This is a genomic window from Lentibacillus daqui (genome assembly GCF_027186265.1).
In the GTDB taxonomy this organism is placed as follows: Bacteria; Bacillota; Bacilli; order Bacillales; family Amphibacillaceae; genus Lentibacillus_C; species Lentibacillus_C daqui.
In genome coordinates, this window is sequence record NZ_CP114176.1 from 2,020,460 (window position 1) to 2,033,688 (window position 13,229).

General features: G+C 40.8%; 17 protein-coding genes. All 17 read right to left on the reverse strand.

The genetic code is table 11. The features are described from left to right. Positions 1-23 precede the first annotated feature (23 nt). The gene (gene topA, locus O2S85_RS10240) at positions 24-2,105 is read right to left on the reverse strand and encodes a type I DNA topoisomerase (RefSeq protein ID WP_269409248.1); all 2,082 of its coding nucleotides are present in this window, start codon (positions 2,103-2,105) and stop codon (positions 24-26) included. A 132-nt stretch (positions 2,106-2,237) separates the two neighbouring features. Then, complete coding sequence (gene dprA / locus O2S85_RS10245) at positions 2,238-3,158, reverse strand: DNA-processing protein DprA (RefSeq protein WP_269409249.1); 921 nt, start codon at positions 3,156-3,158, stop codon at positions 2,238-2,240. 83 nt (positions 3,159-3,241) lie between these two features. After that, entirely contained in the window at positions 3,242-4,144 is a 903-nt protein-coding gene (gene sucD / locus O2S85_RS10250; protein ID WP_269409250.1) for a succinate--CoA ligase subunit alpha, read from the reverse strand. Between the two features lie 93 nt (positions 4,145-4,237). Continuing rightward, the gene (gene sucC / locus O2S85_RS10255; RefSeq protein WP_269409251.1) at positions 4,238-5,398 is read right to left on the reverse strand and encodes an ADP-forming succinate--CoA ligase subunit beta; all 1,161 of its coding nucleotides are present in this window, start codon (positions 5,396-5,398) and stop codon (positions 4,238-4,240) included. 32 nt (positions 5,399-5,430) lie between these two features. Then, a complete protein-coding gene (locus O2S85_RS10260; RefSeq protein WP_269409252.1) occupies positions 5,431-5,622 on the reverse strand; it encodes an EscU/YscU/HrcU family type III secretion system export apparatus switch protein in 192 nt (63 codons plus the stop codon). 65 nt (positions 5,623-5,687) lie between these two features. After that, positions 5,688-6,008, reverse strand: a complete 321-nt coding sequence (locus tag O2S85_RS10265) for a hypothetical protein (protein WP_269409253.1) — start codon at positions 6,006-6,008, stop codon at positions 5,688-5,690. A 179-nt stretch (positions 6,009-6,187) separates the two neighbouring features. Beyond that, on the reverse strand, positions 6,188-6,958 hold the full coding sequence (rnhB, locus tag O2S85_RS10270; protein WP_269409254.1) for a ribonuclease HII: 771 nt from the start codon (positions 6,956-6,958) through the stop codon (positions 6,188-6,190). 103 nt (positions 6,959-7,061) lie between these two features. After that, positions 7,062-7,910, reverse strand: a complete 849-nt coding sequence (gene ylqF, locus O2S85_RS10275; RefSeq protein ID WP_269409255.1) for a ribosome biogenesis GTPase YlqF — start codon at positions 7,908-7,910, stop codon at positions 7,062-7,064. A 10-nt stretch (positions 7,911-7,920) separates the two neighbouring features. Next, positions 7,921-8,484: a signal peptidase I gene (gene lepB / locus O2S85_RS10280; RefSeq protein ID WP_269409256.1), complete on the reverse strand. Its 564-nt coding sequence runs from the start codon at positions 8,482-8,484 to the stop codon at positions 7,921-7,923. Positions 8,485-8,624: 140 nt separating this feature from the next. Beyond that, complete coding sequence (gene rplS, locus O2S85_RS10285; RefSeq protein ID WP_269409257.1) at positions 8,625-8,969, reverse strand: 50S ribosomal protein L19; 345 nt, start codon at positions 8,967-8,969, stop codon at positions 8,625-8,627. A gap of 158 nt (positions 8,970-9,127) precedes the next feature. Continuing rightward, positions 9,128-9,868: a tRNA (guanosine(37)-N1)-methyltransferase TrmD gene (gene trmD / locus O2S85_RS10290; RefSeq protein ID WP_269409258.1), complete on the reverse strand. Its 741-nt coding sequence runs from the start codon at positions 9,866-9,868 to the stop codon at positions 9,128-9,130. Continuing rightward, positions 9,868-10,377: a ribosome maturation factor RimM gene (gene rimM / locus O2S85_RS10295; RefSeq protein ID WP_269409259.1), complete on the reverse strand. Its 510-nt coding sequence runs from the start codon at positions 10,375-10,377 to the stop codon at positions 9,868-9,870. The genes trmD and rimM overlap by 1 nt, the downstream gene beginning before the upstream one ends. Positions 10,378-10,391: 14 nt before the next feature. Next, entirely contained in the window at positions 10,392-10,781 is a 390-nt protein-coding gene (locus tag O2S85_RS10300; protein WP_269409260.1) for a YlqD family protein, read from the reverse strand. Between the two features lie 83 nt (positions 10,782-10,864). Beyond that, positions 10,865-11,092 (reverse strand): KH domain-containing protein, encoded by a 228-nt coding sequence (locus tag O2S85_RS10305; protein WP_269409261.1) that lies wholly within the window; start codon positions 11,090-11,092, stop codon positions 10,865-10,867. A gap of 17 nt (positions 11,093-11,109) precedes the next feature. Next, on the reverse strand, positions 11,110-11,379 hold the full coding sequence (rpsP, locus tag O2S85_RS10310; RefSeq protein ID WP_269409262.1) for a 30S ribosomal protein S16: 270 nt from the start codon (positions 11,377-11,379) through the stop codon (positions 11,110-11,112). Positions 11,380-11,508: 129 nt separating this feature from the next. Next, positions 11,509-12,852 carry a signal recognition particle protein gene (gene ffh, locus O2S85_RS10315; protein ID WP_269409263.1) on the reverse strand — a complete coding sequence of 448 codons (1,344 nt, stop codon included), beginning with the start codon at positions 12,850-12,852 and terminating at the stop codon, positions 11,509-11,511. Between the two features lie 13 nt (positions 12,853-12,865). Further along, positions 12,866-13,183: a putative DNA-binding protein gene (locus tag O2S85_RS10320; RefSeq protein ID WP_269409264.1), complete on the reverse strand. Its 318-nt coding sequence runs from the start codon at positions 13,181-13,183 to the stop codon at positions 12,866-12,868. Positions 13,184-13,229 lie beyond the last annotated feature (46 nt).

The window sequence follows — 13,229 nt, forward strand, 5'->3', positions numbered from 1 at the left end:
GCCCATTTTATCGGGCGGCTTGTTTAACCTTGCGTTTCCTCTTTATAATCGCAATTGGTACATTGAATTTGCGTTTCTTTTTTCTTTTTCTTTTCGACCAGCAGAGAGCTACATTTAGGACACGGTCGGGAAATTGGTTTATCCCAAGAAACAAAATCGCATTCCGGAAAACGGTCACAGCCGTAAAACTTTCGATTCTTTTTCGATTTTCGTTCCACCACGTCGCCCTTTTTACATTTAGGACAAGTCACACCAATTTTTTTGAGAATGGGCTTGGTGTTACGGCATTCCGGGAAGTTGGAACATGCAAGGAATTTTCCATACCGCCCCATCTTATATACCATTTCATGTCCACATTTTTCACAGGTAATCCCTGCTGGTTCATCTTTAATTTCGATTTTTTCCATTTCCTGTTCCGCGGTTTCCAATCGTTTACTAAACGGCTGGTAAAATTCGTCTAAAACGGCGATCCAATCTGCTTTCCCCTCTTCAATGGAGTCAAGGTCCTCCTCCATTTTAGCGGTGAAATCAAGATCAATAACCTGTGGGAAAAATTCTTGCAGTAGCTCAATAACTATTTGACCGAGCTCAGTTGGAATAAATCGCTTATTATCAATGGAGACATACCCCCGACGCTGAATCGTATCAAGTGTGGGGGCATAGGTAGACGGACGACCGATTCCCTGTTCTTCCATTGTCTTTACCAGTCTTGCTTCTGTATATCGTGGAGGTGGCTGGGTAAAGTGTTGATCAGGGATGATGTCGTCAGCCTTCACTTCCATTCCTTCCTGCAAGTCGGGTAAATATTTATTTTCCTGTTTGCTATTGTCATCTGTTCCTTCTATATATACACTTCTAAAACCTTTAAATTTAATCTTGGAACCGGTAGCACGAAATTCCACACCGTTGTTTATTAGTTGAACAGTCATCGTATCCATTACTGCAGGTGCCATTTGACTTGCCAGGAATCGTTCCCAGATTAATTTATACAACCGGTATTGATCACGGGATAATATCGATTTTAGTGTTTTGGGATCACGGTTTACTGACGTAGGACGGATTGCTTCATGGGCATCCTGTGATCCCTCTTTTTGTTTTACCTTTTTCTGCACCCCCAAATAATTTTTTCCGTGTTTTTCCTCAATGTATTCTTTCGCTTCAGCTTTGGCGGTATCCGAGGTACGTGTGGAATCCGTACGCATGTATGTGATTAAACCGGTAATTCCACCAGCTTTTTTTCCCAGGTCAATTCCTTCATATAGCTGCTGAGCTACCATCATGGTCTTTTTGGCACGGAAATTTAATTTTCTTGCTGCTTCCTGTTGCAAAGATGATGTTGTAAACGGCAATGCGGGATTTCGTTTCCGTTCCCGCTTTTTGACCTGGTCAACAAGAAAGGTTTTATCTTCTGTTATTTTCTTTAAAATTTCATTAACATCACTTTCCGTTTTTAGCTCCTGTTTCTCATTATCGATCCCATAAAATGAGCCTTCGAATGTTTCTCCATCCTTTAAGAAATTTGCTTCGATTGACCAATATTCTTCCGGCTTGAAGTTTTCAATCTCCTTCTCCCGGTCGATAATCATTTTAACAGCTACCGATTGCACACGTCCGGCGCTTAAACCTTTTTTTACTTTCTTCCATAATAATGGACTGATATTATAACCAACCAGCCGATCCAAAATCCGTCTTGCCTGCTGGGCATCTACCAGGTCGGTATCAATGGATCGTGGGTGCTTAAATGATTCTTTTATTGCATCCTTCGTAATTTCGTTAAAGACTACCCGGCAATCTGAGTGTTCATCAATGTTCAAACTGTGAGCCAAATGCCAGGCAATTGCTTCCCCTTCTCGATCAGGGTCGGCCGCAAGATAGACTTTTTTTGCCTTTTTAGCAGCCGATTTCAAATTTTTTAATACATCGCCTTTTCCGCGAATTGTAATATATTTTGGTTTAAAGTTGTTTTCGGTATCCACTCCCATTTGACTTTTCGGCAGGTCCCGAACATGTCCCATGGATGCCTCTACTTTATATTTTTTTCCCAAGTATCGTTCAATCGTCTTTGCCTTGGCAGGTGATTCAACGATTACTAGATAATCTGACATATCTGCTTTCTCCTCCCAAACTGAGGTAACCCAATTAAAGTATACAATCCTCTATCAATTGGAAATCTCCACTAATAGTAAATATATCCTCCACATTTGTCAAACATGATGAAATCGCCTTTTCCATTTTCATCACGGGTTACCCATATCTTTATGCTCGGTTTCCATAAAAATATGCTTCATTGATTCCCAATCTTCCATTACATCAGATGCATTGGTAACCAGTTTTGCCCCATCTTGAATCATCTGATGACAACCCGCGGTTTGTGGTAATAGCGGGGAATCCGGTACCGCATACACTTCCCTTCCCTGATCAAGCGCCTGATCAACGGTAATCAGTGTCCCACTCCGTTCACGCGCTTCAATAACTAATGTTCCATAACTCAGCCCGCTAATGATCCGATTCCTTTCCGGAAAATGATATCGTTCCGGTCGTGTATCAGGTGGGTATTCAGACAATAGCAATCCATGTTGCACCAACTTATGAAATAATGCTATGTTTTGTTTCGGATAAATGTGATGAAAACCGTTCCCCAAAACAGCAATTGTTTTTCCGGTATGTTTTAGTGCGATTTGGTGTGCATACGCATCAATTCCTTGTGCCATACCACTGACAATCAGGAAATCTCTTTCCATCAACGGTTGGAGAATAAAGGCTGTTTTTCGGTAGGCATTTGTCGATGGATTTCTTGTACCAATAACACTTAGGGAGGGTTTATGCTTTAACAGCGACAGGTCACCCAAAGCATAAAGAACCAGCGGCGGGTCTTTTATAGTTTTTAGCATATCCGGATAGGTTTCGTCAACTATTGTCAATATCGAAAACTGATTAATATCCTGTTTTAGTGATTGATGGATTTGCTGATTATGAAGGTCAAAATAAAGTAATTGGGCTTTTTTATCGGGGAGTGCGTATCGTTGACCAAGTTCTGCAGAAGAAAGTTTGTAGAGATCAGATAGGGGGCAGTCGAGCTTGAGCATACGGTTGATCGTATTCCTGGTTACTCCACGGCAGCGGTGAAGATGAATGAGTTTTTTTCGTAATATTTTCAATACATCACTTCCTTCATATCATTGGGTTTTTAAAATCTTTGATAGAACGGGTCTGACCCATTCTCTGAGACAGACCCTAATGATTAATGCGTTTTACATTTTTCGTCCAAGTTACGTTCTTTTAATGCTTCAATCATTTTTTCACCCATAACAGCTGGTGTTTCCGCAACTTTAATGCCACATTCACGCATAACACGCATTTTCTCTTCAGCAGTACCTTTACCACCGGAAATAATCGCGCCGGCGTGACCCATCCGTTTTCCTGGAGGTGCAGTTGCGCCGCCAATGAAGCCAACAACAGGTTTTTTCATATTTGCTTTTATCCATGCTGCAGCTTCTTCCTCAGCAGTACCACCGATTTCACCAATCATCACAACTGCTTCGGTATCGGGATCATCGTTAAATGCTGATAATACATCGATAAAGTTTGTGCCATTAACAGGGTCGCCGCCAATCCCTACTGCAGTAGATTGGCCATAACCTTTTTCCGATAATTGATGTACCGCTTCATAGGTCAGGGTACCAGAACGGGAAACAACCCCGATGTGACCTTTTTTATGAATGTATCCAGGCATAATGCCGATTTTACATTGTTCCGGTGTAATGACACCAGGACAGTTCGGCCCTATCAGACGTGTTTTCTTGCCTTCCATGTATCGTTTTACTTTCACCATATCTAAAACAGGAATATGTTCAGTAATACAAATAGCCAGATCTAATTCTGCGTCTACTGCCTCTATAATGGCATCAGCTGCAAATGGTGCAGGCACATAAATAACAGATGCCGTAGCCCCTGTCTGGTCAACAGCTTCTTTTACTGTGTTAAAGACAGGCACACCTTCTACCTCTGTACCACCTTTTTTCGGTGTCACACCACCGACGATTTTTGTACCATATTCAAGCATTTGTTTTGTGTGGAATTTAGCCGTACCACCGGTAATTCCCTGGACAATTACTTTTGTATCCTGATTAATGTATATACTCATTTTCGTCCGTCCTTTCCGCGTAATGATGCACTTTGAAAATAATGGTTAAAGGTCAAACAGGTTAACATAACTAAACAGTCGCCTATCTGATCTTTATTTGACCAATGAAACGATTTTTTCTGCCCCATCGGCCATGGAATCTGCAGAGGTAATGTTTAATCCTGAGTCATCCAGAATTTTCTTGCCCAAATCAACATTGGTACCTTCCAAACGTACAACCAATGGTAATTTCAGGCCAACTTGTTTGGTAGCTTCGACAACACCCTCAGCAATAACATCACATTTCATGATTCCGCCAAAAATATTGACAAAAATCCCTTTTACATGGGAATCGGACAAAATGATCTTGAATGCTTCGGTAACTTTTTCCGCAGTAGCACCGCCCCCAACATCAAGGAAGTTTGCCGGATCACCGCCATAATATTTGATAATATCCATGGTTGACATAGCAAGTCCTGCTCCATTAACCATACAGCCGATATTACCATCCAAAGCAATATAGTTTAAATCATACTTGGATGCTTCAATTTCCTTCTCGTCTTCTTCATCCAAATCCCGTAAATCTTGTATATCTTTTTGACGGAAAATGGCATTATCGTCAAAATTCAATTTGGCATCAAGGGCCATTACTTGTCCATCACCAGTTGTTACAAGTGGGTTAATCTCGGCAACAGAACAATCTTTTTCAATAAATGCTTGATAAAGTCCGGTCATGAATTTAACTGCCTTTGACAGCAGTTCATCCGGTATATTGATGTTAAACGCTAATCTGCGTGCTTGATAAGGGCTGAGTCCTACAACAGGATCAATGACCTCTTTAAATATTTTTTCCGGCGTTTCGGCAGCAACTTCTTCAATTTCCATGCCGCCCTCCTCTGATGCCATCATAACAACACGAGATGTTGCACGGTCAAGAACAACACCAACATAGTATTCTTTTTTAATATCGCATCCTTCCTCGATAAGCAAGCGTTTGACTTCCTTGCCTTCCGGACCAGTTTGATGCGTAACAAGTGTTTTTCCTAATATTTCATCAGCATATGTACGCACTTCATCCAAATTTTTGGCAACTTTAACTCCACCGGCTTTACCTCTGCCCCCGGCATGGATTTGTGCTTTGACCACAGTAACAGACGTTCCCAGTTTTTTGGCAGCTTCAACTGCTTCATCGACAGTATATGCAACATGGCCATTTGGCACGTTTACGCCAAAGTTTCGCAAAATTTCTTTGCCTTGATACTCATGAATGTTCATCCTTTATCCTCCAATCAAATTTCGCTGCAAATCTATTGTATTAAAAACCAACAAATTTCACAAGAATAAGGATCCTCATTGATATTTAGATCTGTCAAAAGTTCCGCAAGAGATGGATCTTTCTGTACCGGGAAATCATTTTCCTTTGCCTTTTTAATCATTTTTTCAGCAATAAGCCCTTTACCACTTGCTGTAATTCGGGGCATAATCAGATTTGTTGTCATAATGTAATGTCGCAGCCTTTTTCCGCTTTGTCATATTCGCAAATCCACTCCTTGTTTCATAGGCTCTACATCATCAACCGCATGAGCTGAACATTATGAAACCGGCTGACTCTTGCACTGAATCTATTTGCAATCCATTGATAAAATGTAATATTTTTTGGGCGTGTTCTCTGTTCTATATCAAAAGGAATCTTTTTGTTTAGAAGTGATCCAAGAAAAGCCTTGTTTGGTTTGATCGCCTTTAACCCGAATTGTTGCAGCAAATCGATGGTGTCGTTTTGCTCTTGACCATTAACTTTGTTTTTAAGCACTTTGAGCCGTATGAGATCATCTTTCTTTCCAATCTGAAAATAATAGGTTTTTCCGGCTGTTAACGGAGCCTCCAATTGGGCAAACATTGATTGTGATTGCAGCTGGATTTACGCCTTATTGTTCGTATATAACTGAAGAACTTTTCCTTGAATAATTTGCCCTGTTTTAATACAGAAATCGTTTCAGTTCTATGAACACTTGGTGTGCCTTGCATGTGGGAAAGGTCCATGATACCACCTCATTCCAACAAGCATCATGTAGCTATGTTTCTTACTGGAGCATACGATTTGCGATGGTACGGGGAAATTCCATGCTGTTGGAGCATCTCCATATGATGTTTCGTTCCATATCCCATATTTGACGCAAAATCATAGCAGGGAAATTCCGTATGTATCTGTTTCATTAATTGATCGCGCGTAACTTTGGCTAAAATACTGGCAGCGGCAATCGAGATACTTTTTTGGTCTCCTTTTACAATTGCTTCTGCGGAACACTTTAACCCTCCAAGCTGTACCGCATCAACCAAAACATGGTCTGGAGCAGGATTCAATTGATCAATAGCTTCATACATCGCCTGTTTGGTTGCCTGGAAAATATTAATCTCATCAATGATTTGATTGTTGATCATCGCAATACCATAACTGACTGCCTGCTCCTTGATTTGTGCAAAAAAACGTTCTCGTGTTGCCTCATTCAGTTGCTTGGAATCGTTTAATCCCAGTAAGGAAAAGTCATGGGGCAGGATAACTGCAGCCGCTACGACCGGACCCGCCAATGGACCTCTGCCCGCTTCATCAATTCCAGCAATATATTGACAGCCGTTTTGATAATTGAATTGCTCATAACGGCACATATCCACGAATCTTTTTTTCAGTTCCTGCTTTTTTTGTTTATTACGGTCATGGCGTGCAATTAATTGTTGTACCCCTTTACGCGTATCCAACCGTAGTTCCGCAAGTAATGTTTCCGTTACTGCATTTCTAGCAAATAACTGCTTTAATTCATCAATAGATTGCTTACTCATCTTTACACCTCTACTTTATTTATCGGCAAATTCCTAAATTTATTAAGTTAAATTAAGTTACCGGCATAAGAAAAACTGGCATGCATCCGAAAATGTATGCCAGTTACGCTTCAATGGATTCTAAGGTTATCCTGCCTAACCTGCCAGTTCTGAGATCACGGAGAACAATGTCGGCAACTTTATCGAAATTAACCTTGCCGCCACTTTCCAGGCAACCACGTTGTTTGCCAATCACTTCAAATATCTCCCACATATCCTCCATATCATGGTCAATCGCAAATCGATCCTTCAGCATTTCCGGGTAATATTTTTGCATATAAGAAATCACGAATGCGGCAATATCCTGTAATGACAACAGTTGATCCTTAATGGTCCCCAACGCTGCCAATCGGTATCCAATCTGCTCATCCTCAAATTTGGGCCACAAAATCCCTGGGGTATCGAGCAATTCAAAATCCTTACCTACCTTGATCCATAATTGCTGTTTTGTAACACCAGGTCGATCTCCTGTCTTGGCAATTTTTTTATTAGCGAGTCGATTGATCAATGTCGATTTACCTACATTTGGAACTCCCACAATTATCGCCCTTGCTGCTCTGGGTTGAACACCTTTTCGCTTTAATTTTTCCATATTTTCTTCGCCCAGGTTTTTCGCCTGTTGAATAACCTGTTTGATATCAGCTTTATCATCGATATGAACAGCCAGTGTTTTCGTCCCGTTTGCTTGAAAATAATGAAGCCATTTCGCCGTTTCACGTTGATCGGCCAAATCTTTTTTCATAAAGACTATCATCTTTGGTTTATTCTGTAAGACTTGCTTCAGCATTGGGTTTTGCGATGAAAACGGGGCACGCGCATCCACCAGTTCAATGACAAAATCAACCAGTTTTAATTTTTCTTCTACTTCACGCCGGGCCTTTGCCATATGACCCGGAAACCATTGAATTGGCATTTGGTTCACCCTATTCTTTTGCAATCTGGATACGGCTGATTGGCCAATATATCAGACTGGTTGTTCCGACGATCCGATCTTCGGGAATCAATCCCAGGATCCGACTGTCAGTGGAGTTATTACGGTTATCACCCAATACCAACAAGTAGCCCTTAGGGATTGTATGGTAAGACCCCGGTAAATCTTCCAATTGAAAATCTCCTGTCAGCACTTCTCCCGGCTGCAGGTTTTCTTTTTGTTCCTTCAAAAAAGGTTCATCAATCTGCTTTCCATTAATGTATAATACTTCATCCTTTACTGCAACATGCTCCCCTGGCAGGCCAATCACACGCTTGATAAAATCTTTGCCTTCCGTTGCATGAAAAACAACAATATCAAAGCGTTCCGGTTCGTGTAGACGATAGACAAATTTATTTACAATCATTTGATCCCGATTATGCAAAGTTGGTTGCATCGATGGACCATCTACAATAATGGGAGCAAAAAAATATGTTCGTACAACTAGTGCGAGTCCAACCGCAAACAATAACGCCAAAATCCAGTCTAACCACTCGTTTTTCTTCCGTTTGGCCATGATTCCACTTCCCAATTGTCATGAGGAATTTTTGTATTTCCCACCTATTATGTAGCATTTTGACTATAATACTTTTGATATTAAAGTGAAAAAGAGCTTGCAATAGTACCAAGCTCTCTCCCATACAAGTTCCCATATTATTAACGACGCTCTTTGATTCGTGCCGCTTTACCACGCAGATTACGAAGATAGTATAGTTTGGCGCGACGTACAATACCACGACGGGAAACTTCAATTTTCGCAATTCGAGGTGAATGTAATGGGAATGTACGCTCAACACCCACACCGTAAGAAATCTTTCTTACTGTAAATGTTTCACTAATTCCACCGTTTTGACGTTTAATCACGACACCTTCAAACACCTGGATACGTTCACGATTTCCTTCCACAACCTTAACGTGAACCTTTACAGTGTCACCCGCGCGGAAATCAGGATGATCTGTGCGAAGTTGATCTTTTGTGATGTCTTCAATAATTTGTTGCATCCTACTTCACTCCTTCCAAACCAATGCTCATGTCTCACTATGTGGCAGCGGAACATCGTTTATCCAGCTTAAGTATGTAACTTAAGCACAACAATTAATATACCATAATGGCCATAAGAGTTCAACTGCTTTCATCATATTTGTTCCAGAGATGGCATCTATTCATGATTGGAACGTTTTATCTCTTCCAAAATTTCCCGATCATTTTGTGACAACTCCTGCTGGTCAATCAATTCTTTCCTCCGCTCATACGTACGTTTTAAAGATTCTTTTTTGCGCCATCGCTCAACCTTCGCATGATTGCCCGATAAAAGCACATCCGGAACCTTCATGCCGCGAAAATCAGCTGGACGGGTATAATGCGGATGTTCCAGCAAACCAGTAGAAAAAGAATCGGCTGGGGCTGAATCTTTATTGCCCAGTACATCTGGCAACAGGCGGACAACACTATCAATGACAACCATCGCACCTAGCTCTCCCCCGGTTAATACATAGTCGCCAATGGAAATCTCATCAGTTACAAGATATTCTCTAATCCGCTCATCGTAGCCTTCATAATGACCGCAAATAAATACCAGATGATCCTCTGTTGCCAACTCCTCCGCCTTTTCCTGATGATATGGTTCTCCCTGTGGACACGTCAAAATAACCCGGGGATTTGTGGTTACATTCTCTGTGACAGAAGCAACCGCATCAAACACTGGCTGTGGAGTAAGTACCATACCTGCGCCACCACCATATGGATAATCATCCACCTTGCCATGTTTATTTTCGGTAAAATCACGAAAATTGATTAGATTATAACTGAATTTCCCCTTCTCCTGGGCTTTTTTTAAAATAGAGGAATTAAAAATGTTTGCAATCATTTCTGGAAATAGTGTTAAGACATCAATATGCATCAGTCAAGCAATCCTTCCATTGGTTCGATTACCACTTTTTTCTCATCTGTATCCACCGCTTTTACCACATCTTCAATATACGGAATTAATACTTCTTTTTCATTAGCCTTTTGTACAACCCAGACATCATTAGCGCCGGGGGCTAGAATTTCTTTGATAGTACCTACCTTTTCCCCGCTGTTTGTATAGACATCACAGCCAATAATTTCATGATAGTAGTACGCATCTTCTTCCAACTCGGTTAGCTGTTCCTCCGATATTGTCAAATATGCTCCTTTAAAATGTTCGACATCATTTATGTTGTCATATCGTTCAAAGTGAATAAGATCAAACCCTTTATGCACCCGATGACCATCGATAACCAGTGGCAGGAAATCCCCATTTTCCATGACATAAAGCGTTTCACCAATCGCAAAGCGTTCCGCAAAATCAGTAATTCGTTTTACTTTTACTTCACCACGAACTCCATGCGTATTGACGATTTTTCCGACATTATACATTTGTTCCATTATTTCACCACCTGCTATTCGTCAATTCGAACGACAACACCATCTTTTATGATAATTGCCCGCTCATCCATGATCTCATTCCAATGCGTTCCAACATCTACCTCAACAAGAGCTTCAACTTCCTTTTCGACAATTTCACTGCCAATTTCCAGCATGTCCAACTGCTCTATTTTAAACTCCAACAACTTCATTTTTTCTTTCCGATTTTTAATTTCCTGCTGAAAACGAGCAGCAACCTCTTGTTTGGAAACACCTGATTTATTTTGTAACTTTCGTTGTTCAAACAATAGCTGTTGACACTCTTGTTCAAGCCGCATTTTATGATGATTAAAATTCATTTGTAGCTTGGCCTTGCTTTTCTCTGTAACAATTTGTTTAATTAAAACCTTTTTGATGATTTTCATATCTGTTCCTCGCTCTCTGAAACGATCTGAAAACAAACAATGTTATAGTGAAAAAGGGAAAGGGTATCCGTCTCCCTCTCCCTTTACATAATATCCAAATAAATTCGTTTGTTCGTGTCTGTCCGTGCCGCATAAACAAGCGTACGGATCGCTTTGGCAATACGACCGTTCTTGCCGATCACCTTGCCGACATCTTCCTGATTGACGGTCAAATGGTAAACAATCTTGGCTTCCTCTTTTGTTTCCGTCACGCTGATATCATCCGGATGATCGACAAGTGGTGTCACAATGGATTCAATTAAGGCTTTCATGGTATCACACTACCTTATTATTGATTTTTTTGGTCGTGAAATTTCTTCATGATGCCTTCTTTTGAGAACAGGTTACGCACTGTATCACTTGGTTGCGCACCATTTGTCATCCAGCTAAGCGCTTTTTCTTCGTCAATCTTAACTTCAACCGGTTTGGCTACCGGATTATACGTGCCAATTTGTTCAATTTGCCGACCGTTACGAGGAGAACGAGAATCGGCTACAACAATACGATAGAAAGGATTTCGTTTTGAACCCATACGTTTTAAACGAATCTTAACAGCCATGTTTTTTTACACCTCCAATAAAATGTTCATCACAAGTTTAGATTCTAACAGAAAGTTTTTAGTCTGTAAAGGGTTTTTCCATTACATGTTGAATCCGTTTAGGTAATCCGGGCGCCTCCGCTTTTGAGCTTACATAAACGGAAACTTCATACCTTTGCCTTTTTTTCCTTTTTGCGCATTGGTCATTTGCTTCATCATTTTCTTCATTTCACTGAATTGTTTGAGCAGGCGGTTAACTTGGGAAACGGATGTGCCGGAGCCTTTGGCAATTCGCTTCTTGCGGCTTGCATTCATAATGGCAGGTTCTTGCCGTTCTTTTTTGGTCATTGATTGAATGATCGCTTCCACCTGAGTAAGCTGACTCTCATCGATTTGGGCATTTTTCAAACCTTTCATTTTCCCTGCTCCAGGAAGCATCGAAAGCAAGTCTTCCAGTGGTCCCATTTTTTTTACTTCGCCCATTTGTTCGAGGAAGTCATCAAAAGTAAAGGACATGGAACGCATCTTTTCTTCCAATTCCTTTGCCTGTTTCTCATCAACATTTGTTTGCGCTTTTTCGATTAAGGTGAGCACATCACCCATACCAAGAATTCTTGATGCCATACGTTCCGGATGAAATGCCTCTAATTGATCCAGCTTTTCGCCCATCCCGGCAAATTTAATCGGTTTATCGGTTACCGCCTTAATCGATAAAGCAGCACCACCTCGAGTATCTCCATCAAGCTTGGTTAACACAACACCGGAAATATCCAATTGTTCATTAAAACTTTCAGCTACATTTACGGCATCTTGTCCGGTCATTGCATCCACTACAAGAAAAATCTCATCCGGTTTGACCGACTGTTTGATTTGCTGCAATTCATCCATTAGCTCGTTATCCACATGCAACCGTCCGGCGGTATCAATAATCACATAATCCTGGTGATCTTGCTTTGCCTGATCAATCGCTTTTGTAACAATATCAACCGGATTTGCCTCGGTTCCCATGGAAAATACCGGCATATTTAATTGCGTACCCAACGTTTCCAGCTGCTTGATCGCCGCCGGGCGGTACACATCACAAGCAACCAATAATGGATTACGATTGTGTTTTTTTCGTAATAGATTGGCAAGCTTGCCGGTCGTTGTCGTTTTACCGGCACCTTGCAAACCAACCATCATAATAACTGTAGGTGATTTCTCAGCCACAGCAATCTTGCTTTGCTCTCCACCCATCAGTTCAGTCAATTCTTCCTTTACGACCTTAATAACCTGCTGACCGGGTGTCAGGCTATCCATTACTTCCTGCCCGATTGCACGTTCCTTGATCCGTTTAATTAAATCTTTAACCACTTTGAAATTGACATCAGCTTCCAGTAAAGCAAGACGAACTTCGCGTGTCATTTCTTTAACATCTTGCTCACTTACTTTACCTTTACCTGTTATTTTCTTTATTGTCTTTTGCAGGCGGTCGGAAAGTCCTTCAAATGCCATAGAAGGTGTCCCCCTAATCTAATTCTTTTAATTGTTTAACAATGTCCAAAACAGACTTTTCTTTTGTTGTATGTTCCAATTTATCCAGCAGTTTTGCGCGCTGCTCGAATTTTTCATATAAATGTAATTTCTTTTCATAGGTTTCAAGCATCGTCTCAGTCCGTTTAATATTATCATATACAGCTTGTCGAGACACTTGGGACAGTTCGGAGATTTCACCTAATGAATAGTCTTCCAAATAATACATATCCATATAACTTTGTTGTTTAGGGGTTAATAATGCCTGATAAAAATCAAATAAATAATTGATGCGTGTCGTCTTTTCCAACAATCTGGATCTCACCCCTTGTTAAGTGCTTTCACTTTACAATCTATAC